Below are 25,198 nucleotides of genomic sequence, written 5' to 3'. Positions count from 1 at the left end.
GGGCATGCTCGCTGCCACCGCCGTCTCCCAGAGCGCCTCGGACCCCCTTTCCGGTCTTGAGCTGCGCGAAGTCCCGGTACCCACCCCCGCGCCCGGCTGGTCGCTGGTCAAGGTCATGGCGTCGTCGCTCAACATGCACGACCTGTGGACCCTGCGCGGCGTCGGACACCCCGCCGACCGGCTGCCGATGATCCTCGGCTGTGACGCCGCGGGGTACGACGAGCACGGCGCTGAGGTGATCGTCCATCCCGTGCTCGGCGACGCCGAGGCGGGCGGCGGCGACGTCACGCTCGACCCGGCACGCGCGCTGCTGTCCGAGCGGCATGACGGGGCTTTCGCGGAGTATCTGACGGTTCCGACCGGGAACCTCGTGCCCAAGCCGTCGTGGCTGTCGTTCGACGAGGCGGCCTGCCTGCCCGTCGCGTGGGGGACTGCCTATCGGATGCTGTTCACGCGGGCGCGGATCACCGCGGGGGACCGGGTGCTCGTGCAGGGTGCGGGCGGCGGGGTGGCGTCGGCGGCGATCAAGCTGGCCGCCGCCGCTGGGGCCGTCGTGTACGCCACGAGCCGGAGTGAGGGCAAGCGCGCTGAGGCGCTGACGTGGGGGGCGCGGGCCGCCGTGCCGACCGGGGAGCGGCTGCCGGAGAAGGTGGACGTGGTGGTCGAGACCGTCGGGGAGGCCACCTGGGGGCACTCGCTGAGGTGCCTTCGGCCGGGCGGCGTCGTCGTGGTCGCGGGGGCGACCAGTGGGACGAACCCTCCGGCGGACCTGGGCAGGGTGTTCTACCAGCAGCAGAGCGTGCTCGGCTCGACCGGGTGCACGCGGGCCGAGCTCGTCGCGCTGCTGCGGATGATGGAGGCGACCGGCGTCCGTCCCGTGGTGGACCGGGTGCTGCCGCTCGCCGAGATCCACAAGGGCTTCCAGCTGATGATCGACGGCGCGCTCACCGGCAAGCTCGTCGTCCACCCCCACGCGTGAAGGAGACGCAGATGAAGGCAGCAGCCGTCGGGCTGTCCCATTCGCCGCTGATCGGGAAGAACGACCCCCCGGCCGAAGTGCTCGCGCGGGTGGACGCCGCGATCGCGGGGGCGCGCCGGTTCGTGGCGGAGTTCGCGCCCGAACTTGTCGTGCTGTTCGCGCCTGACCATTACAACGGGTTCTTTTACCGGGAGATGCCTCCGTTCTGTCTGGCGACCGAGGCACATGCCGTCGGGGACTTCGGGTCGGCGGCGGGGCCGCTGTCGGTGGACGGGGAGGCGGCGCGCGCGTTGGCGCGGGGGGTGCTCGACCTGGGGGTCGACCTCACCGTGTCGGCGCGGATGACCGTCGACCACGGGTTCGCACAGCCGCTTGAGGTGCTGTTCGGGGGGATCGACCGGGTGCCGGTCGTGCCCGTGTTCGTCAACGGGGTCGCGACGCCGCTCGGGCCCGTCAGCAGGATTCTGGCGTTCGGCGACGCGGTCGGGCGGGCCGCGGCCGGGCTCGGGAAGCGTGTGCTGTTCGTCGGGTCCGGGGGGCTTTCGCATGATCCGCCGGTTCCGGTGCTGGAAGGGGCTCCCCCGCGGGTCGCGGACGCGCTCATCGAGGGGCGTCGGCCGACGCCGGAGCAGCGGGCGCGGGGCGAGGAACGCGTCGTGCAGGCCGGGCGTGACTACGCGGCGGGTTCGTCGCGGATGATTCCGATCAATCCGGAATGGGACAATCTGCTGCTCGACCATCTCGCGAAGAACGAACTCGCGGCGTTCGGCTCGTGGACCGTCGCGTGGATGGGCGAGCAGGGCGGCGGGTCGGCCCACGAGGTGCGCACGTGGATCGCCGCCCACGCGGCCCTCGCCGCGTCCGGCCCCTACGAGATGACCGCGCGCTTCTACGAGGCGATACCCGAGTGGATAGCGGGCTTCGGCGTCACGACGTCCCGCACGGTCTGACCTTCCCGGGTTTCCGGCGCGGCGGGCGGGGGATCGCGTAGCTTGGTGCGGCCCCGACGCCCATCAGTGAGGACCCATGCCGAAGCTCGTCGACCACTCCGCACGCCGCCGCGAGATCATCCACGCGACCTGGAGGCTCATCGCCGAGCACGGCATCGACGGCGCGACGATGCGGGAGATCGCCCGCGAGGCCGGATTCGCCAACGGCGCGCTCACCCACTACTTCGAGGGCAAGGACGACCTGCTGCGCGCGTCGTTCGAGTTCGTCTACGAGGAGACCAACAGCCGGATCGGCGCGGCGATGGGCGACGCGACCGGCCTCGCCGCGCTCCGGCTGTTCTGCCTCGAAGTGCTGCCGCTTGACCAGACGCGGCTGCTCGAGGCGAAGATCGTCCTGCCGTTCTGGGGGCGGACGACCGCCGATCCCGTCCTGTCGGCGGTGAACGCGCGGGCCATGGCCGTCTGGCGGGGGTGGATTCTGGGGTATCTCGGCCAGGCCGCCGAAGAGGGGGACATTCCGGACGGGACCGAGCTCGAACCACTCGTGGACGAACTGCTGTCCGCGCTGCTCGGCGCGCAGGTCGTCGCCGTCATGGAACCGCAGCGGTGGGACGGCGGACGGCAGCTCAGGATGCTCGACACGCTGCTCGCGCGGCTGCGGGCCTAGGCGTCAGACTGCGCCGTCGCGGACGAGGTCGGCGAGCGCGGCGAGCACCCTGTCGATCGACGGGCGGGCGTCGGGCTCGCGGGCCATCGCCGCGCCGATGAGGGGGCGCAGGGCCTCCGGCAGCGCGGACAAGTCCGGGGACGTGCGCCAGATCGCGTCGAAACCGGCGACGGCGTCACCTGCGGAGGGGTAGGGGTGGCGGCCGCCTCCCGCGGCGAAAGCGACGAGGTAGCCCCACGCGTAGACGTCGGAGGCCGCCGAGGGGCCGACCCCGAAGAGGCTCTCCGGCGGGCGGCTCAGCATCTTCTGCATGCCGCCGAGCGGGTCGGCGTGCTCCTGGTCGGGCGGGTCGGGCAGGCCCACCCCGCACAGGACGGTGCCGGACTCGGTGAGGACCACGTCGTTCGGCTTGAGTACGCCGTAGACGAGGCCGTGCCTGTGCAGGCCGTTCAGGGTCACCGCCACGCCGATCGCGAGGCGTTGCAGGTCGCGTCCCGCTACGGGGCCGTAAGTCGTGGCGTAGGCGGCGAGGTCCCTACCGTGGACGTACTCGCGGATGACGAACTTCTCGGGGCCGTCCAGCCGCCACGCGACGATCCGCGCCGACGCCGGGGGGTCGGCCCTGCGCGCGGCCTCCAACTGGGCGGCGCAATGCTCGTAGCCCTCACCGCGCAGGACCGTCAGCGACAGGGGGGAGCCGTCGGGCGCGATCGCCCGGTACACCGTGTTCATGCCGCCGGGGCCCGCGCCCCTGGCGATGACCGCGTCGAGCGCGCACCCGCCCACCTCCGCCGGGTCGTCCACCGGGGACGTCCACCCGGACGGCTGCCCTCCGACGCCGTCTCCCGCCACCGCGACCATGAGTCCCCTCCCGACGCCCGACCCTGCCCCCCACGCATCCGACGCCCCTTCGCCACCCCCAGTTCACCGATGTCCGACTTCGGCCATCCGACGGCCCCGCCCGGTACCGCGCTCAGCGGCGGGGCCGTCGTCGTGGCCGGGGCGTCACAGCTTCTTCTTCAGCAGCTTGAGCAGGCCGGTCCTTCCGGTGATGATCTCCACGTGGTCCTTGGCGGCCTGCTTCACAAAATCGGGGTGCATCCCTGGGCTCCGCTCTGGGTCTTCGGTTCTTCCGACACCTCCAACCTCGCGCTAAGCCCTGCGCCGGACATCGTCCGAATGCCTTATCCCCGAGCCGCCTGGGTGCGCCTTAGACGGCTTATGTCCGGCTAAGGCGGTCTAAGACGCCTCAGGAAACGTGAGGTCGGAGGCGTCAGGGGTGGTCCGGGCGGGGCGCCGGATTCTGTCGGTGGGCCGTGCGAAAGTGGGCCCGACCGCACGCCGACACGATGAATGGAGCGTCACCGATGAGCCGCCATGTACAGATCACCTTCGACTGCCACGACCCGGGGGCGCTGTCGACCTTCTGGTGCGCGGTGCTCGGGTACGTCCACCCCGGCCCGCCCGGCGTCGAGCTGGCGGCGGACGCCGATCCCCTCGCCGCCTGGGACGACTTCCTCGCCCGCGTCGGCGTCCCGGAGGAGCACCGCAACAGCCGCTCGGCGATCGAGGACCCGGAGGGCGCGGGACCACGCCTGTTCTTCCAGCGGGTGCCGGAAGACAAGGTCGTCAAGAACCGGGTGCACCTCGACGTCCGCGCGGCCCCCGGCCTCCAGGGGGCGGAGCGCATGGCGGCGCTGGAAGCCGAGTGCGACCGGCTGATCGCGCTCGGGGCGAAGCGGCTGCGTCGTGAGGAGCCCGCTCCCCCGTTCGGTGCGGGCCACATCGTCATGCTCGACCCCGAGGGCAACGAGTTCTGCCTCGACTAGCCACAGCCGGGAAGGGTGAAGCTGTTGACCGGTGTTAAGGAGGTCACTATGTTGTTATCAAATATAACCGGGGTATACCCCGGTTCGCTGTCGCAATGGAGGTTAAGACATGGCCGACTGGGATGTCGACGTCCTGATCGTGGGAGGGGGCCCGGCCGGTCTTACCGCGTTCACCCAGCTCCGGCAGATGGGCGTCTCGACGCTGCTCGTGGAGCGGCGCGACGGCACGTCCAAGCTGCCCAAGGCGCACTACCTCAACTCGCGGTCGATGGAGATCTTCGGCCAGCTCGGCATCGCCGACGCGATCTACGAGGCGGGCGCGCCGCAGGGCAACATGGCGTCGACCGCGCTGTACACGTCGCTGGGCGGCGACGACCTCAACGACCGGCGGCTCGTCTACACCTGGGACGCGTTCGGCGGTGGAGCGCTCCAGCCCGCCTACGACCGGACCAGTGGGTACAAGTCGGGCAACCTCGCGCAGAAGCACCTTGAACCGCTGCTGCGCCAGCACGCCGAGCGGTACGGCGCTGAGCGCGTCATGTTCCGGCACGAGATGGTTGCGGTGGCGCAGGACGACGACGGCGTCACCGCGACAGTCCGGGGCGGGGACGGCGAGTTCGAGGTGCGCGCCAAGTACCTGATCGCGGCGGACGGCGGCAACTCGGTCGGGCCCGCGCTCGGCATGCGGCTCGTGGGCGAGCCGCCGTTCGTCAGGGTCGTCGGGGTGCACTTCGCCGCCGACCTCGCGCCCTACGTGCAGGACGACACCTCGCTCATCAGGCTGATCGTGCGTCCGGACGCGCAGGGGCAGATGGTCCAGGGCGGGCTCGTCGCGATGGGGCCGAAGAACTGGAACCGTCACTCCGAGGAGTGGCACCTGAACATCGTGGTGCCGATCGGCGTCGACCTCGGCGCGCGGGACTGGGACGACGAGCAGGCCCTCGCGCAGGTCAGGCACATCCTCAAGATCGACGATCTGCGCGGCACGATCCTGCGGGTCAGCGAGTGGAACATCGAGGGCGTGCTCGCCGAGCGCTACCGGCTCGGCCGCGTGTTCTTCGTCGGCGACGCCGCGCACCGCCACCCGCCGACCACGGGACTCGGGCTCAACTCGGGCGCGGCGGACTCCCACAACCTCACGTGGAAGCTCGCGGCGGTGCTCGCGGGCCTGGCCGACGACTCGCTGCTCGACAGCTACGAGACCGAGCGCCGCCCGGTCGCGGCGCGCAACATCGACTGGGCGCTGTTCACCTTCACCAACCACCTCGCGGTCCAGACCGGATGGGGCATCCTGCCCGGCGCGCCCGTCGAGGCGAACCTCGCGGCGTTCCACTCGACCCTCGCGGACACGCCGTCGGGCGCGGCCCAGCTCGCCCGGCTGCGCGAGTTCCTGGCGATCCAGCGGACCGAGTTCCAGGCCCGTGACGTCGAGATGGGCTACGTCTACGAGGGCTCGGCCGCGGTCGTCGCCGACGGCACGCCGCCCCCGGAGCGCGACCCGCTCGGCCTCGACTACCGGCAGACGACGCGTCCCGGCGCGCGGATGCCGCACGCGTGGCTGGAACGCGACGGCTACCGCGTCGCGACACACGACCTCCTGCCGCCCGGCGCTTTCCTCCTCCTCGCCGGTTCCGACGGCGCAGCCTGGGCCGACGCCGCCCAAGCCCTGGCCCTCGACCTCAACCTGGACATCCACGCCTACCTGATCGGCCCGAACGCCCACCTGACCGACCCCACCGGCGCCTGGCAAGCCCTCCGCGGCCACGACGACAAGGGCGCGGTCCTCGTCCGCCCCGACGGCCACATCCTCTTCCGCTCCCCCACCACCACAGAAGACCCCCGCACAACCCTGCGGAACGCCCTCCGAACAACCCTGGGCCTCCCGGCCTAACCCCCCCGCCGTGGGCACGCCCCTCCTCCCGAGGCCCGTGCCCACGGCGGTCCACCCACCAAGCCACCGCACCACGCCGGGCCGATCGAGGCGGCGGCGAGGCGACGGACCGGGCCCGCCGGGCAAAGCGCCGAGCCGAGACAGTCGGGCCGTGGGACCGAGCCTCGGGGTTAGGGGGTGGGGAGGTTCAGGCGGCGGGCGGTGGCGGCGGCTTCGGTGCGGGAGGATGCGCCCAGTTTGGCGAGGATGTTGCTGACGTGGACGCTTGCGGTTTTGGTGGAGATGAAGAGGTTTTGGGCGATTTCGCGGTTGGTGCGGCCTTCGGAGAGGTGGGTCAGGACTTCTAGTTCTCGGGCCGTGAGGCCGTGGGAGGGGGAGGTTGTGGTCAGGCGGCGGGTCAGGGCTCTCGCGCGGGATTGGAGGGGGGTGGCGGCCAGGGAAGCGGCGAGGTCGGCGGCTTGAGAGGCGCGGGTGCGGGCGAGGGCGCGGTCGCCGTGGGCGGCGGCGGACTCGGCGGCGGACAGCAGGGCGTGGGCGAGTGGGTACGGCTGGCCGACGGACTCCCATGCCTCGATGACGGGTCCCCAGTCGGGGCGGCCGCCGGTCAGCCGGGCGGCCTCGGCGTCGAAGGTGGCGCGCTGCGCGGCCTGCAGGCGGCCGTAGACGGACGTCGCGGCGGCGCGCTCGGCGAACGGGGCGAGCTGCCGCGCGGTCCGCGCGGCACGGGCCGCGGTGATGAGGGCGGGCCAGGTGTAACGGGAGTCGTCCGGCCTGCCCGACAGCGGCAGCGCCTCGGCGAGGCTGCGCAGCGCGGCTTCGGCGTCGCCGCGCGCGAGCGCGAGTTCGGCCTCGGCGCGCAGCAGCGGGATGAACTCCTGAAGCCGCTTGTCGACCTCCCAGGCACGGGTCTGGCGGCACCTTTCGAGCAGCGTCGCCGCCTCCTCGTACCTGCCACGGCCGAGCGCGATCTCGGCGTCGATCTCCAGCAGGCACGCCTGGTGCGCGAGCGGCGGGTCGACGTGCATGCCCTGCTCGATCGCGGTGCGCGCCTCGTCCCAGCGGCCGAGCGAGTAAAGCGACTCGGCGCGGTTGATCGCGAGGAAGGAGCCCTGGGTGCGGAACAGCCCCCACTCGCGGGCCCATTCCATGCCCTCGCGGGCGACCTCCGCGCCCTCGGCGTGCCGTCCCGCGCCCTCCAGGAAGTGCGACCGGTTGACCGCCGTGCGCAGCAGCAGCTGGACGAAGTCGTGCTCGGTCGCGATCTTCTCGGCCTCCGCCAGGACGGCAGGCGAACCCTCCCCGTAAGCCGAGGCGCTGTCCAGGCAGGCGAGGGTGAGCAGCACGCTCGCCTCGGAGTACAGGTCGCCGACGCGCCGGGCGACGTCGAGCGCGTGTCCGGCGATGCCGGCCGCCTCGTCGTTGTGCCAGCTCTTGTAGATGTATTGGGCGAAGTTCGCGAGGATGCGGGCGATCCTCGTGTCCGGTTCGAGGGTGCCGACGATCTTGACGGCGTCGCGCATATCGTCGAGCCAGCCCGGATGGCCCTCCCGGTGCCTGAGCCTGCCGCGCCGCTCGAGCAGTGACGCGCGGCGCTTGGGCTCGGCGTCGCCGATCGTGCGCAGCAGCTCGGTGGCGAGCTTGATGCCGCGGTCGCTCGCGCCGCCCAGCTCGGCGGCGCACACCGCCTCGTCCATGACGTCGAGGACCGACGTGCCGATCTTCTCGTCCGCGTCCGGCACCCGGTCCCACAGTTTCAGGACGCGTTCCAGGAAACGCAGCTGCTCGGCGTAGGCGGCGGACTTCTCGGCCTGGGCGGCCGCGCGCCATGCGCTGATCAACGCCCACTCGACGTTGTGCGCGGCGTGCCAGTGGAAGGCGAGTTCGGCGGCGGCCCGGCCGGGCGGGACGAGGGTTGCGTCGTCCTCGAGGACCTCGGCGTAGCGGGTGTGCAGCCTCGTGTGCTCGCCGGGCAGGAGGTCGTCATGCAGCGCCTCGCGGATGAGGGCGTGGCGGAACGCGTAGCCCTCTCCGTCGACAGCGAGGACGTTGCCTTCGACGGCGGGCCGCAGGTCGCGGGTGAGGCCGCGCTCGTCAAACCCGCTGACGGCGGCGAGCAGCCGGTGTTCGATCCGCGCGCCGCCCGCGCTGGCGATCCGCAGCAGCTCCTGGGTGTCGTCGGGCAGCCGCTGGACGCCCGCGACGAGCAGGTCGCGCAGCGACTCGGGCAGCTCGCAGGCGATCTGGCCGTCGGCGTCCATCAGCGCCTCGACGAACAGGGGATTGCCCTCGCTGCGCTCGTAGAACTGCCCGACGCGGCGCGGCTCTGGCTCGCTGCCGCGCAGGTTCCGCATGAGCTCGGCGACCTCGCGCCGGGTCAGCCTGCCCAGCTCGCACCGCGTGACGCGGTCGATCCTGGCCAGCTCGGCGAGCAGCGGCCGCAGCGGGTGGGCGCGGTGCAGCTCGTCGGAGCGGAACGTGACGGCGATCAGCAGGGACGCCGCCGCGCCGAGGTTGCGGACGAGGAAGGTCAGCAGGTCACGCGACGACTTGTCGGCCCAGTGCGCGTCCTCGATCAGCAGGACGACGGGGCCGCGCGCGGCGAGCCTGTCGAGCAGGGTGAGGACCTGCTCGAAGAGGCGCACCTGGAGGTATCCGGGCTCGCCGGAGACCGCGTCGCCGAACTCGGGGAGGAGCCTGGCGAGGCCGTCGGTGCGGCCGTCGAGGAGCGCGCCGACGCCCTCGGCCCCCATCTCGCGGACCAGCGCGCGCAGCACCGCGGTGAAGGGCGCGAACGGGAAGCCGTCGACGCCCAGTTCCATGCAGCCGCCGACGAGGACGCGCGCCCCCTCTGCCTCGGCCTGCGCGGCGAACTCCCGGACCAGCCGGGTCTTGCCGACCCCCGCCTCGCCCCCGAGCAGCAGCGCCCGCGACTCCCCGCCGCGCGCGTCGGCGAGCGCGTCGCCGAGCGCCCTGAGCTCAGCGGAGCGCCCCACCAGATCAGAAGCCATCAAACCGGACATAGTGCTATCTTGCCGCAGCCCTCTGACATTCCGCTCCGCTCGACGGCCTGGATCAGCAGCCGCACGCGGGGGCGGTCAGGGGGTCGAGCCGTGAGCCGCGGGTGGTCGTGGGGTTGCCCTCGCGTATCCAGTACTCGATGCCGCCCAGCATCTCCTTGACGGGGTAGCCGAGGCGGGCGAGGGCAAGGGCGGCGCGGGTCGCGCCGTTGCAGGCCGGGCCCCAGCAGTAGGTGACGACGGGGACCGCGGGGTCGAGGAGGTCGCGGGCGCGGGTGGGGATCTCGGCGGTCGGGAGGTGCAGTGCGCCGGGGATGTGGCCCTGGTCCCAGGCTGCCGTGTCGCGCGAGTCGACGAGGACGAAGCCCGGGTCGCCCGAGGCGAGGGCCGCCCTGACGTCGGCGACGTCGGTCTCGAAGGCGAGCCGTGCCGCGAAGTGGGCGACGGCGTCGGCGGACGGGGCGGGCGGGGTGCTGAGGACGGGAGATGCGGAAGACATGCCAGAAAGGTTATTTTTCGGCGTCCCGCCCCGGAAGTGACGATCCCCTGCGCTACCCGCCGATCACCGTGAATCCCATGGTAGAAATCGGCGGTGACCGCTGAATCCCTTGACGAGACCGATCTCCGCCTGCTCGAGGCGCTCCAGCGCGACGGACGGGCCACCTACGCCGAGCTCGCCAGGACCGTGTCCATGTCGGCGAGCGCCGTCACCGAACGGGTCCGCCGGCTTGAGGAGACCGGGGTGATCACCGGTTACGCCGCGACCGTCGATCCCGAGGGGCTCGGCCTGACGATCCTCGCCTTCGTCCGGCTGAAGTACCCGACGGGCAACTACAAGCCCTTCCACGACCTGCTCGACACCACCCCCGAGATCGTGGAGGCGCACCACGTGACGGGCGAGGACTGCTTCATGCTCAAGGTCGTCGCCCGCTCGATGCGCCACCTCGAACAGACGACGGGGCGGATCGCGGGACTCGGCTCGATCACCACGAGCGTCGTCTACTCGAGCCCGCTCCCCCGCCGCATCCTCACCTCGCCCCGCGAGTAGACCCGGACCGCGACGCCGAAAGAATCCGGCCGGGAGCACGAAGACCGGGCCGGGAGCACGAGGAAGGGCCCCCTCCGAGGAGAGAGCCCTTCTCGCGGACCCCGTCCGGTCGTCACGACGACGTCACCGGACGGCGTGGTCCTGGGTCCTACCGGTGGCCGCCCCAGCCGCCGCCGTGGCCGCCCCAGCCGCCGTGGCCGCCCCAGCCACCGCCGCGGTGCCCGCCGCCGTGCCAGCCACCGTGCTTGCCGCCGTGCCGGTGGCCGCCCCAGCCGTGGTGCTTGCCGCCGTGGCGGTGACCGCCCCAGCCGCCGTGCTTGCCGCCGTGGTGCCGGTGGCCGTGGTGCTTGCCGCCGTGGTTCCAGCCGCCGTGGTTCCAGCCGTGGTGGCCGCCGCCATGGTGGCCGTGGTGGTGTCCGTGCCCGCTGCTGCTCGTCGGCACCGCGGCCGCCGATGCGCCGGGTGACGCCCCTAGGATCGCCGCGCCTACGATGGCTCCCGCCACGGCGATGCGCCGTGCGATCGAGGTCGCCTTCATGTTGATTCCCCCTCGTCACGTATGTCACGGAAAGTGACTGACAGTGCCCACACTCTCACAGGACGTGACAATCCCATAATGATCTTGTCGTACACCCCCAAAGCGCCCCCAACTCCGCAGAAAACCCGCACAATTCGCCGTCCGGACGCTCGATCGGCGCACATCCCCACGCCCCACGCCCCTGTCGCCTTCACGACCCGCGAAACCCGCGTCAACCGCGTCCCGGGGGAACACCGGCCCCCGGTACGCCATCCCCGCGCTCCCCCAGAGGTCCACCGGAATCCGGTAGATCTCCGGCGATGAACCCGCTCTCCTTACGCCCCCCACACCCCCGAACCCCGCGAACCCCTGTGGCGTCGACGGTTCCGCGCCCGTCGCGCGCTCTCCCGTCGACGCGCTCCGAGCGCCGCCGCAGGCCCTATCGTGAGAACTCGCTGAGATCCGTGGAGCCGATCCCCCTGCCGAAGAACATCCACCGAGCCGATAGGTGAGCCGCCGTGAACCTCGCCAGCCTTGACCTGAACCTCCTCGTGGCGCTGCACGCGCTGCTCGAGGAGCGCAACGTCACCCGCGCGGGCCACCGGATCGGCCTCAGCCAGCCCGCGACCAGCGCCGCGCTCGGCAGGCTGCGCCGGCACTTCAACGACGAACTGCTGGTGCGTCAGGGCAACGCCTACGAGCTGACGCCTCTGGGCGCGGCCCTACGGGAGCGGTCGGCGGGCGCGTACCGGATGCTCGACCAGCTCTTCACCGCCCGGATGGAGTTCGATCCCGCCACCGAGGAGCGCGAGTTCGCGCTTTACGCGTCCGACTACGCGGTCGCGGTCTTCGGCGCCGACCTCTCCCGCGAGCTGAGCGAGGTCGCCCCCGGCGTCCAGGTGCGGTTCATGAACATCGCGGCCGGGCTCGTCGAGCAGCCAGAGGCGATCCTGACCGGGGCCGACGGGGTGCTCATGCCGCACGGGATCATCAGCGGCGTCAACGCGCTCGACCTGTACGACGACGCGTGGGTGTGCCTTGTGTCGGCCGACCACCCCGAGATCGGCGACGCGCTCACCCTTGCCGATCTAGCCCGTCTTCCGTGGGTCTCCTACCAGCGCCTGTACGACGCCCCCGTAGCGCGTCAGATAGCGATGCTCGGCCTTGAGCCGCACGTCGAGGCGTCGGCCGCGAGCTTCGTCCTGCTGCCCGATCTCGTCGTCGGCACCCGCAGGGTCACGCTCATCCAGCGCAGGCTCGCCGACCGCCTCGCCGACCGGTCGCGGTTCCGGGTGCTGCCGTGCCCGTTCGAGGCGGTGCCGGTGAAGGAGGCGCTGTGGTGGCATCCGATCCACGCCCAGGACGCCGCGCACGCGTGGCTCAGGGAGACCGCAGTGCGCGTGGCGTCCCGGCTGCCCGCGCTTCCCGAACCTGCGTGACGAGCCCGGCCCGCCCCGGCGCGGGCAGCAGCAGAAGGATCGCGGTGAGCAGGGCGAAGACGATGATCCCGTCGAGCCAGTAGTGGTTGGCCGTCGCGACCACCACGAAGACGGTGAGCAGCGGGTGCGCGAGCCACAGCCACCGCCAGCGCGACCGTCCGACCGCGATCAGCCCGATCGCCACCACGAGCGCCCACCCCACGTGCAGCGACGGCATCGCCGCGAACTGGTTGGCGAGCCCCCCGGTCTCCACGTCCCCGTAAGGCGACGGCCCGACCAGCCGCCCGGTGTCGACCAGCCCGAACGACGGGACCATGCGCGGCGGCGCGAGCGGGAACGCCAGATGCAGGACGAGTCCGGCGGCGGTCAGCAGCGTGAGGGTCCGCCGAACCCACACATAGTGGGCGGGATGCATGCGGAACATCCAGATCAGGAACACGATCGTCGCGGGGAAGTGGACCCCGGTGTAGAAGATGTTCGCGAGCTTCGGCCAGGCGTCGTGGTACAGCAGGACGGCCTGGACCGTCGTCTCCGACGGCAGCCGCAGCCCGCGTTCCCAGTCCCAGACCTTCGCCGCGTTCGCGAACGCCTCGGCGACGTTGCCGTTGGCGAGGAGGCGGCCGAACCGGTACAGCGCGTACAGGACGGTGATCAGCGCGAGTTCGCGGACGATCTTCGGCCGGGGGGCCGGGACGGAGTACTGCGGGAGCAAGGCCCGCTCCTTTCATGCGGACGCCGTCGGGGGCGACGGCGGTCCCGGCGGGGGGCCGGGACGGGGGGAGCCGGGGGTGGGGCCGTGGTCAGAGGCCCAGGGCCGGTGCGATCAGGTGGTCGACGTATCCGTTGGCCCACTCCTCGTCGAGGGGGTCGCCGAGGATTCCCTGGCCCATGAACGCGCCGAACAGGGCGCTGCGCACGTACGGCAGCGCCGCGCGGTCGGCGGCGACCTCGCCGCGCTCGACCGCCCTGGCGAGCAGCCGCTCGGTCGCCTCGGAGCCGGGCCGCAGGAAGTGCGTGCGGAACGCCTCGAGCAGTGCGGGGTCGCGGTGGATGGCCTGGGCCATCGCCCGGTTCAGCTCGGGGTCGCGCCGTTCGATGAGGACCACGGCGAGCCGCTTGAGGTCGCCGCGCAGGGTCCCGGTGTCGATGTCGGCGACGTCGAGGCACCCGCGCCAGCTCAGCGCCCGCGCGACGAGTTCGGGCTTGCCGCCCCACTGCCGGTAGATGGTCGCCTTGCTCATGCGCGCGTCGGCGGCGACGTCGCCGACGCTGAGGAGTTCGTAGCCGACGGCGCGCAGCCGGTCGAGGACGAGGGCGAACACCTCGCCCTCACGCAGCGGCGACACCCTGCTCTTGCGGGACTTGACCGGCTCCGGCACGGGTCCCCCTTAAGTGAACGATCGAGTTTCTTTACGATAGGACGAACGCCGGGTTAACCGTGCCTTTAGTCCCGAGATCTGCCTCACAGCCACCTCACGTCACTCCCCTTGCCCCGACATACCCGGACGATCGCGGCCCCTCGGCGCGCCCGGAACACGTCAAGACGCGCCCTGGTTGATGATCGGTTGGGTAAGGCGCGGGTCAGGACTGCTTTCGCGAGCCGTCCGATCGGGGATTGTTGCCTCCGGGGGCCGACGCCGACGGAAGGGGGCCGATGACGACGTCCGGGAAGACCTCGGCGTTCGGCCGCTTCGGTCCGGCCGACCTGCTCGGCGCGCTCGGCATCGCGTCGGTCGTCGTGGTGCTGTGGCTGTGGACGCGCTACCACGGGCCGCCGAGCCTCGCCTCGTCCGACACCGTCCTGTGGTCACTCGGCCTGCTCACCGGGCTGCTCGCCGCCGACCTCATGGTGCTCCAGGTGCTGCTGCTGGCCAGGGTCCCGTGGGTGGAGCGGGCGTTCGGGCACGACAAGCTGATCCGGCGGCACCGCTGGATCGGCTTCGCCGCGTTCTGGCTGATGATCTGTCATCTGGCGATGGCGACGGCGTGCCGGGTGTCGCCCGGTCTGCCGGGCGTCAACGTGCGGCTGTGGGAGTTGTACATCCATCGGCATTGGATGTTGTTCGCGACGGTCGGGACGGCCCTGCTCGTCCTTGTGGTGCTGGCGTCGCTGCGGCCGGTGCGAAGACGCATCCGGTACGAGTCGTGGCACCTGCTGCACCTGTACGCGTACCTGGGGATCGCGTTGAGCTTCCCGCACATGGTCGCGCACGGCACCGACTTCCGCGATCCCGTCGCACGGGCCTACTGGTGGGCGCTGTTCGGGTCGGCGCTCGGGGTCGTCGTGGTGTTCCGGGTGGCGCTGCCGCTGTGGCGGTCGGCCTACCACCGGCTGCGCGTGACCGACGTGCGGATCGAGGCCCCCGGCGTCGTCTCGGTGACGATGACGGGCCGCGACCTCGACAGGCTGCGCACCCGCTCAGGCCAGTACTTCATCTGGCGGTTCCTCGACGGGCCCGGCTGGAGCCGCGGCAACCCGTACACGCTCTCGACGGCCCCGAAGGCCGACAAGATGCGGATCACCGTCAAGGCCGCCGGGGACGGCAGTTCCCGGGCGGCGTGCCTTGCCCCGGGCGTCCGGGTGCTGATCGAGGGCCCGTACGGGACGCTGACGGCGGCGCGCCGCAAGCACCCGCGGATGCTGATGATCGCGGCGGGGATCGGGGTGACGCCGATGCGCGCGCTGCTCGAGGACACCCCGTTCGCGCCGGGCGAGACGACCTTCATCTACCGGTACTCCCACCACGAGCACGCGGTCCTGGCCGACGAGATCCGGGAGATCGCCGTCCGGCGCGGGGTCGAGGTGCACTTCCTGCCGGGACGCCGCCGCTCCGGCGTGTCGTGGCTGCCCGCGGGGTCCGAGCACACCGACGACGCCGAGGCGCTGCGCCGCCTCGTCCCCGACATCGCCCACCGCGACGTGTTCGCCTGCGGCCCGCCCGCGTGGCTCGGCGCGGTGAGACGCGCGGTCCGGCGCGCCGGAGCCCACCCCGACCAGGTCCACACCGAGGACTTCGCCTGGTGACGCCCCCTTCCGCAGGACACCGTGGCCGTGGGGCCGTCGGCTCCGTCGGGAGCCGTTGACATTCGTGAGGAAGGGAGACGCATGCGCCGCGTCACGCTCTGGATCTGCGCCACCCTCGCCGCGCTCGCCCTGCTGTGGGCGCACCAGGTGAACGTCGCCGAGTCCGGCAAACCGGGCAGACCACAGCAGTTCAGTCAGACGAGTGCGCCACGAATAGGCGACTCGCCTTAGCGCGCTGTGGCGGCGGCGTGGCACGCGCCGTAGCCGTCGGCGCGGGCGACGATCCTGCCGTCGCGCACGAGGATCGCGGCCTGGGTGTCGTCGCCCGCGCCGCCGAGTCCCATGGCGGCGGATATCTCGCCCGTGGGGTCGTGCGCGACGCGCAGCCTGGGCAGCGCGTAGGGCGGGAAGGCGGCTTGCAGGCAGAACGCGGCCTCGGCGACGACGAGCCTGGCGAGCGGGCCGAACTCGCGCGGCTCGGCCGAGACGGGCACGACGGTGACTGTTCCGTCGGGCGTGGCGCGGACTGCCTCCTCGATCGCGCCGAGATGGCGCATGCCGAGGACCGCGACGACCCCGTCGGCCGCCAGCGGGGCGGGGACGCCGCGGACGGCGTCGAGGGCGGGCGGGGGCGTCCAGACCTCGTCGACGGGGCGCGCCTTGCCGACGTAGGGCAGGTGCGGCGGGTCCCAGCGCTCCTCGGGCTCGTCCCTTGCCATCGCCCCGCAGGCGCGGACGACGTCGAACGGCTCCCCGAAGCCCGGCGCGGCGGCCGCGAGCGCCTCCGCGCCGCGCAGCAGCGTGAGCGCGTTCTCCGCGACGCGCACCCGCCGCCCCCCGAACGTCCGGGAGGGGTCGATCCGCTCGAGCGCGAGCCCGAGCAGCAGCGCATCAAGCGCCATCAACCCCGCGTACGCACTACGGGCGTACTCATCGACCGCGATCTCCGAGACCACCTCCCGCCCGAGCCGCGCCGCCGCCTCCGGGTCGTCCAACGCCAGCGGAAGCCGCCCCGTCCAAGCGCGCGCGAACTCGGTGAGCGCCTTGACGGGATCAGCCGCACCCGCGACGACGGGCTCCGAGACGGGCCCGCGCAACACGGCGGCCTCGGCATCAAGCGCAAGCACCTCAAAATACAGCGCCCGCTTCCCAGCGAACCCGGAGTAAACGGCCCCCCTGGTCAGCCCCGCCCGCTCAGCGATCCCATCAACTGTCGCCCCCCGAAACCCCTCGGCGAGAAACTCCGCCCGCGCCGCCTCAAGCACCCTCCGCCGAGTCCGCGCCTGCTGCTCCCCCCTACCGCCGTCCCCCATACCCACCCCTTCTTCTCAGCACAGCCCAAAGGCCGCATCCCAACTCTGCCCCGCAGCCCCAAAGGAACCACGCAACCCCACCCCGCAGTCCCTTCGGGACTGCGGGGCAAAAGAGCCCCGCACCCAAAGAGACCGCAGGACCGAACGGCCCCGCCCGCCCCGAAGAGGTCGCAGGGCCAACAAGCCCGCACGCCCCAAGAGACCGCAGGGCCGACGAGCCCCGCGCGGCCCCAAGAGACCGCAGGGCCGACGAGCCACGTGCGGTCCGAAGGACAGCGGCGGGCCCGGGCTCCGCCCCGCGGTCTCAGAAGCGCGACACGCCCAGCTTCTCCGCGCAGTCCCGAAGGGACTGCGCGGAGAAAGAGCGCCGCGCGCCTCGGAGAGACTGCGGGGCCAACAAGCCCGGCCGCGCCGAAGAGACTGCGGGGTGGCGAGCGCCGTGCGGTCCGGAGGACAGCGGCGGGCCCGGGCTCCGCCCCGCGGTCTCGGGAGTGCGGTGCGCTCAGCTTTTCCGCGCGGGCCCGGAGGGGCTGCGCGGAGGGGCTTGTCAGATGATGTCATCATCTGGGGTGGGTATGGGAGGGGTTAGGTCAGGGCGGTGGCGGCGGCGCGGCCGGCTTGGCGGCCGGAGAAGAGGCAGCCGCCTAGGAAGGTGCCTTCGAGGGAGCGGTAGCCGTGGACGCCGCCGCCGCCGAAGCCGGCGACCTCGCCTGCGGCGTAGAGGCCGGGGACGGGGGTTCCGGCGGCGGAGAGGACGCGGCCGGAGAGGTCGGTCTGGAGGCCGCCGAGGGTTTTGCGGGTGAGGATGTTGAGGCGGACCGCGATGAGCGGGCCCTTGGCCGGGTCGAGGATGCGGTGCACGCCCGCGGTCCTGCTGAGCTGGTCGCCCGGGTACCTGAGCGCGTTGCGGATGCCCATGACCTGGACGTCCTTGGTGTAGCCGTTGACGGTCTCGCGGTCGCGCGCCTCGATCTGACGGCGCAGGGACGCGGCGTCGATGAGGTTCTGCCCGGTGAGCCGGTTCATCCCCGCGACGAGCTCGTCAAGGGTGTTCGCGACGACGAAGTCCTCGCCGTGCTGCATGAACTTGCGGATCGGCTCGGGGGTCTGCCAGGCCCGCGACAGCGTCAGGGGGATGTTCTTGTTGGTGAGGTCGGGGTTCTGCTCGGAGCCCGACAGCGCGAACTCCTTGCCGATGATCTCGTCGGTGAGCACGAACCACGAGTAGTCGTAGCCCGTCGCGAGGATGCGCTTGAGCGTCGAGATCGTGTCGTACCCGGGCAGGTCGGGCGAGCCGAAGCGGTTGCCCTCGGCGTCGAACCACATCGAGGACGGGCCGGGCAGGATGCGGATGCCGTGGTTGGCCCAGATCGGGTTCCAGTTCTTCAGGCCCTCGGTGTAGTGCCACATCCGGTCACGGTTGACGATCCTGCCGCCCGCCGCCTCGGCGATGCCCAGCATCCTGCCGTCGACGTGCGCGGGCACGCCCGTCACCATCGACTCGGGGGCCTCGCCGAGCCAGTCGGGCCAGTTCTGCCGGACCAGGTCGATGTTCCCGCCGATCCCGCCCGAGGTCACGATGACGATCGGGGCGCTCAACGCGAAGTCCCCGACGACCACCCGGGAGCTCGCGACGCCGCGCGGGGCGTTGCTCGGTTCGAGGACCGCGCCGCTGACGCCGTCGACCGCTCCCCCGGTGACGGTGAGCTCGTCCACGCGGTGCCGGAACCGCAGCGTCACCAGGCCCTTGGCGACTGCCGCGCGCACCCGCTTGGCGAACGGCTCGACGACGGCCGGGCCGGTCCCCCAGGTGACGTGGAAGCGCGGCACCGAGTTGCCGTGGCCGTCGGCGAGGCCGCCGCCGCGCTCGGCCCAGCCGACCAGCGGGAACCAGCGGACGCCCTGCTTCCACAGCCAGCTCCGCTTCTCGGTCGCGGCGAACTCAAGGTACGCCTCGGCCCAGCGGTACCCCCAGTAGTCCTCGCCGAGCGGGTCGTCTATGCCCCGGTCGAAGCGCGCGGTGCCCAGCCAGTCCTGGCGCGCCAGCTCGAGCGAGTCCTTGACGCCCATGAGCCGCTGCTCGTCGGAGTCGATGAAGAACAGGCCGCCGAACGACCAGAACGCCTGGCCGCCGAGGTTGGACTCGGGTTCCTGGTCGAGGAGGATCACCCGCCGTCCGGCGTCGGCGAGTTCGGCGGTCGCGACGAGGCCCGCGAGGCCCGCGCCGACCACGATGACGTCCGCGTCGGCGGCCCTGCCGGAGGCCCGCGCCGCGCCCGCCGAGGCGAGCGTCGCGGTCGCCGCGAGCGCGGAGCCCGCGAGGGCCTGCCGCCGGGTGAGGGGAACGTCCATGGGAGACCTTTCGTGTCGGGGATCACAGCGAACCAACCCGAACAAGCGCTCGCTAGTGCCACGGGCTCAAGTCCGCGGCCCGGTTTGCGGCCCCGCACACAAATCCGCATGATCAAGATCGGATAACTCGGGCGTCCCCGGGCGAACACCCGGCCGCCTTCGGACGTCGGAATCCGTGTCGCCCGCCGCCCGACCCACGACCGAGAGACCGCCTTGATCTCCACCGCACCCGGCGGCCCGCCCGCCGGTCCGCGCGCCCGCGCCGCCCGCGCCCCCGGCGCGTCCGCACTCCTGCTGTTCGGCTGCCTCGCCGCCCTGCTCGTCGCCGCCCGGCTCGTGCTCGCGCCGCACGTCACCGACGCCGCCGTGCAGGCGTGGGGCACCATCTTCGTCGCGATCTGCGTGCAGGCGCTGCCCTTCCTCGTCTTCGGGGTGGCGCTGTCGGCGGCCATCACCGCGTTCGTGCCCGCCGAGACCTGGACCAGACTGCTGCCCAGGCGCGCGGCGGTCGCGGTGCCCGTCGCGGGCGCGGCGGGGGCCGTCCTGCCCGGCTGCGAGTGCGCCTCGGTGCCGGTCGCGGGCAGCCTCATGGCGCGCGGCGTCGCGCCCGCGGCCGCGCTGACGTTCCTGCTCGCCGCGCCCGCGATCAACCCGATCGTCATGGTCGCGACCGCCGTGGCCTTTCCCGGCCAGCCCGGCATGGTCGCCGCGCGGTTCGGCGCGTCGCTCGCCGTCGCGGTGCTCGTCGGGTGGGTGTGGGCGTGGCTCGGCAAGGGCGAGTGGATCAAGGTGCCCGCCCGTCCGGCGCACGACGGCGGCAAGTGGGACGCCTTCCGCCAGGCCGTCCGGCACGACTTCATGCACGCGGGAGGGTTCCTCGTCGTCGGCGGGGCCGCGGCGGCGACGATCAACGTTGTGGTGCCGTCGTCGTGGCTGACCGGGCTCGCCGGGATCGGGTGGGCGTCGGTGCTCGTCCTCGCGGTGCTGGCCGTGCTGATGTCGATCTGCTCGGAGGCCGACGCGTTCGTCGCGGCCAGCCTCACCGCGTTCTCCCCCACCGCGAAGCTCGCGTTCCTCGTGGTCGGGCCGATGGTCGACCTCAAGCTGATCGCGCTGCAGACCGGGATGTTCGGGAAGGCGTTCGCGCTCAGGTTCGTCCCGCTGACGTTCGTGCTCGCCGTGTCCGTCAGCTCGCTCGTGGGGGTGGTGTTCCTGTGACCAGGGCCGCGCAGAACCTGCTCATGGTCCTCGTCGGGGCGACCGTCCTGTGGATCACCCTGGTCAGCGGGGAGGTCCTGAACTACGTCAAGCCCGTGCTGCGGTACCCGCTGGTCGCCGCCGCGCTCGTGCTCGTCGCGCTCGGCATCGCCGGGATGCGGCGCGACTGGCGGCCCGCCGACGACGACCACGACCACCACGACGGGCACGGGCACGACGGGCACGGCCACGGGCACGGCGGCCCGAAGGTCGCGTGGCTGCTGGTGCTCCCGGTCGTCGCCGTGTTCGCGATGGCGCCGCCCGAGCTCGGCGTGTTCACCGCGGAGCGCACCGACCAGCGCATCCAAGCCAAGCCCGCGCCTGTGGCCGACGGCTACGCCCTCCCCCCGGGCGCCGACCCTCTGCCGATGTCCATCGCCGAGTTCATGGGCCGCTCCTACGAGGCGCAGATAGGCGGCCAGGCCACCCTCACCGACAGACGGGTCCGCCTGACCGGCTTCGCCACCACCGGCGAGGACGGCCGCTGGCTCCTCAACCGGCTCCAGCTGAACTGCTGCGCCGCCGACGCGATCACCCTCCGGCTGACCGTCTTCGGCGCGCCCAAGCCGCCCAAGGGCCAGTGGGTCGAGGTCGTCGGCGTCTGGCGGCCCGCCGGGACCCCGGACGGGAACGGCGTCTACGAGCTCCAGGCCGAGAGCGTCGAGAAGACCGCCAAGCCCGCCAACCCCTACGCGTGACCTCCCGGCCCCTTCTGTGATGATGGAGGGGTGCCGGAAGGTGACAGCGTGTGGCGGGCGGCGCGTGACCTGCGCGAGGTGCTCGCGGGCCACGAGCTGCTGGAAGCCGACCTGCGCGTGCCGCGCCTGGCGACCGCCGACCTGACCGGACGCGTCGTGCGCGACGTCGTCCCGCGCGGCAAACACCTGCTCATCCGCTTCGACGGGATGGTCCTGCACAGCCACCTGCTCATGGACGGCGCATGGAAGGTGTACCCGTCCGGAGCGCGCCGCCGCGCCGAGCCGTACTCGTCTGGGCCGCACCCGTCTGGGCCCGGAGCGCGGGCTTTCAAGGGCCCGACTTCGTCGGGCCGCCCGCGCGCCGGGCCGTACGCACGGGCCCCTGAGCGCCGCCAGGCCGGGCCGTACCACCAGATCCGGGCGGTGCTGCGGACCGAGGCGGGGACCGCCGTCGGGTACCGGGTGCACCAGCTCAGGCTCGTCGCCGACGAGCGCGAGGTCGTCGGGCATCTCGGGCCCGACCTGCTCGGGCCCGACTGGGACGCCGACGCCGCAGTCGCCAACCTCGCCGCGAAACCGGAGCGGCCGATCGGGGAGGCGCTGCTCGACCAGCGCGACCTCGCCGGGATCGGCAATATCTTCAAGTCCGAGATCCTGTTCACCGGCCGGACCCATCCGCTGACCCCTACGGGCCGTGCCGATTTGCCCGTCCTTGTGGAGATCGCGCACCGGCTGCTGCTGGTGAACCGGGAGCGGCCGAGGCGCGTCACGACGGGGTCGGCCGCGCAGCCGCTGTGGGTGTACGGACGGGCGCGGCGGCCGTGCCTGCGCTGCGGGACCCCGATCCGGGTCGCCGGGCAGGACGACCGCGTCACCTACTGGTGTCCGCGGTGTCAGCCCGCCCCCTGAGCCTCCTTGAACCGCTCGGCGAACGCACGGTACTGCGGGGTCGTCCCCGACGGGTCCCACACCGCCATCGTGACGTGCTCGAACACACCGGAGAACGGCGCGGTGCGCGGGCGGCCCGACGAAGTCGGGCCCTTGAAAGCCCGCGCTCCGGGCCCAGACGAGTACGCGTTGTCGAGGAGGTCGGCCCACACGTCGGCGACCTCGCCGGGGTCGTTGCGGAAGACGCCGCAGCCCCACGCGCCGAGCACGAGCGTGCGGTGCCCTTCGGCGGCGGCGAGCGCGAGCACCTTGGCGGCGCGGGTGCGCAGCGCGCCGGAGACGTCGACGTCGGGGGCGAGCGCGCCACGGTTGGGGGCGGGCGAGGTGATGAACGCGACCTCGTATGGGTCGGTGAGCAGCGCGCCGGACTCGTCACGGAACACCTGGACGTGTGGCGAGTAGATCATCCGGTCGGAGTACCTGGCGTCGCCGGCCGCGCGGTGCGCGTCGTAGAACTCGGCCTGGAAGCGGCGCAGGGTCGGATAGAGGGTCGACGCGCGGGCCAGGGCCTCCTCCTGGGCGTGCGCGCCGCGCAGGAAACCCCCGCCGGGGTTCTTGGCGGAGGCGAAGTTGAGCGCGGCGACGCCGGGGCCGAGGCGGCGCGCGGCCTCGAGGGTGGTCTCTGGGGTCAGCCGCAGGACGGTCGCCCTCTCCCCGGTCTCGGGACGCGGCGCGTCGTGCGCGTGGACCAGGCGGGCGGCGGCCACGGCCCTGGGCACGTCAAGGGTGACGGTGCGGCCTGCCACGCGGTAGGAACCCGCCTCGATGATCGCCATCGTCTCTTCGGCGATCGCCTTTCGATTCAGTCTCATAGTGAGAACATCTCATCGGCACGGCGGCGCGGCAACGGGTTTTCCGCGTCCGGCGCGGCGCGGACGTGCGAGGAGGCCGCACCCGGCTCCGCCGGATACGGCCTCCTCGTTGTGCGGCGACACCTTCCCCGAGAGGCGCGCCGCTGGTCCGTGCCCTGGTGAGCCCTGAGGGCCCGGGTGGGCACCGCCGGTCAGTAGCGGCCGGTGCGCGACCTGCCGCCGCGCAGCGCCGAGACAAGGCCGACGCCGACGGCCGCGAGACCGATCTGGAAGACCAGCTCGATCCAGTCGACGCCGTTGGTGGTGGCGACGCCGACGCCCTGGGCCAGCGCGGTGCCCAGGAGGGCGGCGACGATACCCACGCCCACGGTCAGCAGGACGCCGATCGGCTGGCGGCCCGGCAGCACCAGCCGGCCCAGCATCCCGACGATGGCGCCGACGACGATGGCGGTGATGATTCCTGCGACGGTCATATGTCTCTCTCCCACTCAGAAGGTGTCAGCATGAAACATGCCCCTTGACCATTCCTTGAATCACTTTTTAGCCGAAAGAGACGCGCGTCACGCTTTTATCACTGAGCGTGTCCGACGGCCCAGGCGGCCAGAGACGGCGACATAACCGCAGGTCAGAACCGCAGGATTCGGCAAGAAGAAAGCGACCATGGGCCGACAAGGAAACACGCTCTGTAAACGCAACCCGGCATCAGGAGACCCTCACACCCCTCGATACGCGGGCGCGAAACCCGTCCGCGACGCCGATCACGGGACGATCTACGAAAAGATGTGTTTATCTTTCCGTGATTGGGGATGGTTCTTTACGCACGGGTTCGCGACCTCTCGTCGTGGGCGCGTCCCGGGCACACCCCGTCCGACAGCAGAAGGGCACATGATGACCAGCGAGAACCTGGGGCACACGGCCACGCGCGACCCCGAGGTCGAGGCCGTCCACCAGGAGATCGACAACACCCGCCGTTCTCTCGGCAGGACGGTGACGCTGCTGGCCGACAAGGCCGACACCTCGGCCCGCGAGGGCCTGCGCGCCGCCAAGGAGAAGGCGGGCCACGCCGTCGCGGAGCCGGAGAGCCGGACCAAGGGCATCGCGCTCACCGCGGCCGCCGCCACGATCGGCGCACTGGTCTGGGCCCGCCTCCACCGGGCCAGGCACGTCTCACGCAAGGACCGCGCGCTGAGCGCGGCACGCGCGTTCGGCGACCAGGCGCTCGCACAGGGCAGGACCGTGGTGACGCACCCGACCGTGGTCGGCGCGGTGGAACGCGCCCGCACCTCGGCGAGCACCCCGACCGGGCGCTCCCGGCTCGAGGGCGCTTCCGGCGCACTCGGCGCGATCTTCGCGCTGAGCGTCGCGCGCCGCGCCGCCCGGCGCGGCCACCGCGACGGCTGACCCCGGGAAACGCCGTGTGGGCCCCCGCCTGTGACCAGGCGGGGGCCCGCACGTGTGCCGGACGGCGGCTCAGGTCTTGCGCTTGCGCACGCCGTTGTACTCGAAGTCGTAGACCGTGTTGTTGAGGCGGAGGCCGTCGACCGCGCCGACGAACGCGTTGTCGCGGCCCTTCTGGAACTGGACCGAGTAGGTGACGACCGCGTTGGGCAGCGCGAGCTTCAGCTCGGCGAACGTGCACGGGTCGGCGAGGATGCAGCCGCTGTCCGCGCCGGTCTGGCCGGTGGCGAACCACTGGCTCCCGTCGGCCGCCGCGTCGTACTCCTGCCAGCGGTTGGGCAGCCTCGGCGACGGTGACGACGGCGCGGTCGACAGGTGCGGCAGGTAGCCGAGCGTCGAGTAGTTGACCGTGTCGTTCAGGTTCGGGTCGACCTCGAAGGCGATGCCGGGCAGCGCGACGCCGTCGATCGAGTCCATCCCCGCGAAGATCGAGTACCGGACCGTCCTGATGTCCCTGAGGCGCAGCCCCGCGAAGTCGGTCTCGTTGCCGTAGGCGACCTTCTCGGCGTTCGTGACGACTGTCGGGTCCGGGCCGGCGGCGACCTCGAGGCCGAGGCTGCCGCGCCCGTACGGCGGCGCCTGGGTGGCCGCCGACGTCGCGCTCGTGCGGCCCCACGGCCCGAACCTCAGGTCGGCGACCGGGGAGCCGAGGGTGTTCCGCCCGATGACACCCCACTTGTCGGAATACACCCAGCCGGATTCCGCGGCGGAAGCCGGGGCTGCCGTCGCACCCACCGCGGCGACACCCGCCGCGACCGCGCCGCACATGGCAAGCGCCAGCGGTCTTTTCACCCTCACACACCCTCCTCGGCCGGACCCGGGGTCGGGCCGCCTCGGGTGGCGGCGCGTACCGGACTCCGCGGGGTCCGCGCGATTCCTCCCCTCCCCCGGGCCCGGCCAAATCCGCGAAGCGGTCTTTGAGTAATTCTTTAGACGGCCGAATGTGTGGAAATGCCAACACCTTCTGACAACTGCCCGGAAAGCCAATGATTCCGTTT

At 72.2% G+C, this 25,198-nt stretch carries 24 protein-coding genes; 13 read left to right on the top strand and 11 right to left on the bottom strand.

The genetic code is table 11. The features are described from left to right. Nucleotides 1-4: 4 nt before the first annotated feature. The 3 genes from R9X44_RS30355 (at nt 5) to R9X44_RS30345 (ending at nt 2,596) form a co-directional block, all read left to right on the top strand. Nucleotides 5-979, top strand: a complete 975-nt coding sequence (locus R9X44_RS30355; RefSeq protein WP_319817767.1) for a zinc-binding dehydrogenase — start codon at nt 5-7, stop codon at nt 977-979. An 11-nt stretch (nt 980-990) separates the two neighbouring features. Continuing rightward, entirely contained in the window at nt 991-1,929 is a 939-nt protein-coding gene (locus R9X44_RS30350; protein ID WP_319817766.1) for a 3-carboxyethylcatechol 2,3-dioxygenase, read from the top strand. Nucleotides 1,930-2,005: 76 nt separating this feature from the next. After that, nucleotides 2,006-2,596, top strand: a complete 591-nt coding sequence (locus R9X44_RS30345; RefSeq protein ID WP_319817765.1) for a TetR/AcrR family transcriptional regulator — start codon at nt 2,006-2,008, stop codon at nt 2,594-2,596. Nucleotides 2,597-2,599: 3 nt separating this feature from the next. Here the strand turns inward: R9X44_RS30345 and R9X44_RS30340 are convergent, their stop codons facing one another. Next, nucleotides 2,600-3,457, bottom strand: coding sequence for a protein kinase (locus R9X44_RS30340; RefSeq protein ID WP_319817764.1), 858 nt, complete (start codon nt 3,455-3,457; stop codon nt 2,600-2,602). 506 nt (nt 3,458-3,963) lie between these two features. Between R9X44_RS30340 and R9X44_RS30335 the strand changes: the two genes are divergently transcribed. Together R9X44_RS30335 and R9X44_RS30330 are read left to right on the top strand one after the other, a co-directional pair. Beyond that, nucleotides 3,964-4,425 (top strand): VOC family protein, encoded by a 462-nt coding sequence (locus tag R9X44_RS30335; protein ID WP_319817763.1) that lies wholly within the window; start codon nt 3,964-3,966, stop codon nt 4,423-4,425. Nucleotides 4,426-4,534: 109 nt separating this feature from the next. Next, the gene (locus R9X44_RS30330; protein WP_319817762.1) at nt 4,535-6,316 is read left to right on the top strand and encodes an FAD-dependent monooxygenase; all 1,782 of its coding nucleotides are present in this window, start codon (nt 4,535-4,537) and stop codon (nt 6,314-6,316) included. Nucleotides 6,317-6,486: 170 nt separating this feature from the next. On the opposite strand, the gene R9X44_RS30325 is transcribed toward R9X44_RS30330, so the two are convergent. Both R9X44_RS30325 and R9X44_RS30320 read right to left on the bottom strand, forming a co-directional pair. After that, the gene (locus R9X44_RS30325; RefSeq protein WP_319817761.1) at nt 6,487-9,324 is read right to left on the bottom strand and encodes an ATP-binding protein; all 2,838 of its coding nucleotides are present in this window, start codon (nt 9,322-9,324) and stop codon (nt 6,487-6,489) included. Between the two features lie 64 nt (nt 9,325-9,388). Further along, nucleotides 9,389-9,832 carry a rhodanese-like domain-containing protein gene (locus tag R9X44_RS30320; protein ID WP_319817760.1) on the bottom strand — a complete coding sequence of 148 codons (444 nt, stop codon included), beginning with the start codon at nt 9,830-9,832 and terminating at the stop codon, nt 9,389-9,391. A 93-nt stretch (nt 9,833-9,925) separates the two neighbouring features. Between R9X44_RS30320 and R9X44_RS30315 the strand changes: the two genes are divergently transcribed. Next, nucleotides 9,926-10,381, top strand: coding sequence for an Lrp/AsnC family transcriptional regulator (locus R9X44_RS30315; RefSeq protein ID WP_319817759.1), 456 nt, complete (start codon nt 9,926-9,928; stop codon nt 10,379-10,381). Between the two features lie 148 nt (nt 10,382-10,529). On the opposite strand, the gene R9X44_RS30310 is transcribed toward R9X44_RS30315, so the two are convergent. Continuing rightward, the gene (locus R9X44_RS30310) at nt 10,530-10,919 is read right to left on the bottom strand and encodes a hypothetical protein (RefSeq protein ID WP_319817758.1); all 390 of its coding nucleotides are present in this window, start codon (nt 10,917-10,919) and stop codon (nt 10,530-10,532) included. A 497-nt stretch (nt 10,920-11,416) separates the two neighbouring features. Here R9X44_RS30310 and R9X44_RS30305 point away from each other — a divergent pair, with 497 nt between their 5' ends. Then, the gene (locus R9X44_RS30305; protein ID WP_319817757.1) at nt 11,417-12,337 is read left to right on the top strand and encodes a LysR family transcriptional regulator; all 921 of its coding nucleotides are present in this window, start codon (nt 11,417-11,419) and stop codon (nt 12,335-12,337) included. On the opposite strand, the gene R9X44_RS30300 is transcribed toward R9X44_RS30305, so the two are convergent. Continuing rightward, a complete protein-coding gene (locus tag R9X44_RS30300; protein ID WP_319817756.1) occupies nt 12,279-13,049 on the bottom strand; it encodes a phosphatase PAP2 family protein in 771 nt (256 codons plus the stop codon). The genes R9X44_RS30305 and R9X44_RS30300 overlap by 59 nt on opposite strands. A gap of 88 nt (nt 13,050-13,137) precedes the next feature. After that, nucleotides 13,138-13,716 carry a TetR/AcrR family transcriptional regulator gene (locus R9X44_RS30295; RefSeq protein WP_319817755.1) on the bottom strand — a complete coding sequence of 193 codons (579 nt, stop codon included), beginning with the start codon at nt 13,714-13,716 and terminating at the stop codon, nt 13,138-13,140. Between the two features lie 275 nt (nt 13,717-13,991). On the opposite strand from R9X44_RS30295, the gene R9X44_RS30290 reads away from it, so the two are divergent. Both R9X44_RS30290 and R9X44_RS30285 read left to right on the top strand, forming a co-directional pair. Then, nucleotides 13,992-15,362: a ferredoxin reductase family protein gene (locus R9X44_RS30290; protein WP_319817754.1), complete on the top strand. Its 1,371-nt coding sequence runs from the start codon at nt 13,992-13,994 to the stop codon at nt 15,360-15,362. Nucleotides 15,363-15,443: 81 nt separating this feature from the next. Next, the gene (locus R9X44_RS30285; protein ID WP_319817753.1) at nt 15,444-15,593 is read left to right on the top strand and encodes a hypothetical protein; all 150 of its coding nucleotides are present in this window, start codon (nt 15,444-15,446) and stop codon (nt 15,591-15,593) included. Here the strand turns inward: R9X44_RS30285 and R9X44_RS30280 are convergent. Both R9X44_RS30280 and R9X44_RS30275 read right to left on the bottom strand, forming a co-directional pair. Continuing rightward, on the bottom strand, nt 15,590-16,675 hold the full coding sequence (locus tag R9X44_RS30280; RefSeq protein ID WP_319817752.1) for a TetR/AcrR family transcriptional regulator: 1,086 nt from the start codon (nt 16,673-16,675) through the stop codon (nt 15,590-15,592). The genes R9X44_RS30285 and R9X44_RS30280 overlap by 4 nt on opposite strands. A gap of 585 nt (nt 16,676-17,260) precedes the next feature. Then, a complete protein-coding gene (locus R9X44_RS30275) occupies nt 17,261-19,027 on the bottom strand; it encodes an FAD-binding dehydrogenase (RefSeq protein WP_319817751.1) in 1,767 nt (588 codons plus the stop codon). Nucleotides 19,028-19,240: 213 nt separating this feature from the next. Here R9X44_RS30275 and R9X44_RS30270 point away from each other — a divergent pair, with 213 nt between their 5' ends. The 3 genes from R9X44_RS30270 to R9X44_RS30260 are packed head-to-tail and all read left to right on the top strand — an operon-like array spanning nt 19,241 to nt 21,891. Further along, nucleotides 19,241-20,245 carry a permease gene (locus R9X44_RS30270; protein WP_413775000.1) on the top strand — a complete coding sequence of 335 codons (1,005 nt, stop codon included), beginning with the start codon at nt 19,241-19,243 and terminating at the stop codon, nt 20,243-20,245. Continuing rightward, a complete protein-coding gene (locus R9X44_RS30265; protein WP_319817750.1) occupies nt 20,242-20,982 on the top strand; it encodes a TIGR03943 family putative permease subunit in 741 nt (246 codons plus the stop codon). The genes R9X44_RS30270 and R9X44_RS30265 overlap by 4 nt, the downstream gene beginning before the upstream one ends. A 30-nt stretch (nt 20,983-21,012) precedes the next feature. Further along, nucleotides 21,013-21,891 carry a DNA-formamidopyrimidine glycosylase family protein gene (locus R9X44_RS30260; protein ID WP_319817749.1) on the top strand — a complete coding sequence of 293 codons (879 nt, stop codon included), beginning with the start codon at nt 21,013-21,015 and terminating at the stop codon, nt 21,889-21,891. On the opposite strand, the gene R9X44_RS30255 is transcribed toward R9X44_RS30260, so the two are convergent. Next, nucleotides 21,876-22,742, bottom strand: coding sequence for a TIGR02452 family protein (locus R9X44_RS30255; RefSeq protein WP_319817748.1), 867 nt, complete (start codon nt 22,740-22,742; stop codon nt 21,876-21,878). The two genes, R9X44_RS30260 and R9X44_RS30255, sit on opposite strands and share 16 nt — an antisense overlap. A 191-nt stretch (nt 22,743-22,933) precedes the next feature. Continuing rightward, a complete protein-coding gene (locus tag R9X44_RS30250; protein WP_319817747.1) occupies nt 22,934-23,215 on the bottom strand; it encodes a GlsB/YeaQ/YmgE family stress response membrane protein in 282 nt (93 codons plus the stop codon). Between the two features lie 412 nt (nt 23,216-23,627). Between R9X44_RS30250 and R9X44_RS30245 the strand changes: the two genes are divergently transcribed. Beyond that, complete coding sequence (locus tag R9X44_RS30245) at nt 23,628-24,143, top strand: hypothetical protein (RefSeq protein ID WP_319817746.1); 516 nt, start codon at nt 23,628-23,630, stop codon at nt 24,141-24,143. 69 nt (nt 24,144-24,212) lie between these two features. Here the strand turns inward: R9X44_RS30245 and R9X44_RS30240 are convergent, their stop codons facing one another. Continuing rightward, a complete protein-coding gene (locus tag R9X44_RS30240) occupies nt 24,213-24,992 on the bottom strand; it encodes a hypothetical protein (protein WP_319817745.1) in 780 nt (259 codons plus the stop codon). Nucleotides 24,993-25,198 lie beyond the last annotated feature (206 nt).

The organism is Actinocorallia sp. A-T 12471 (genome assembly GCF_033875155.1).
Lineage (GTDB): Bacteria > Actinomycetota > Actinomycetes > Streptosporangiales > Streptosporangiaceae > Actinocorallia.
This window is presented reverse-complemented; position numbering and strand designations above follow the sequence as displayed.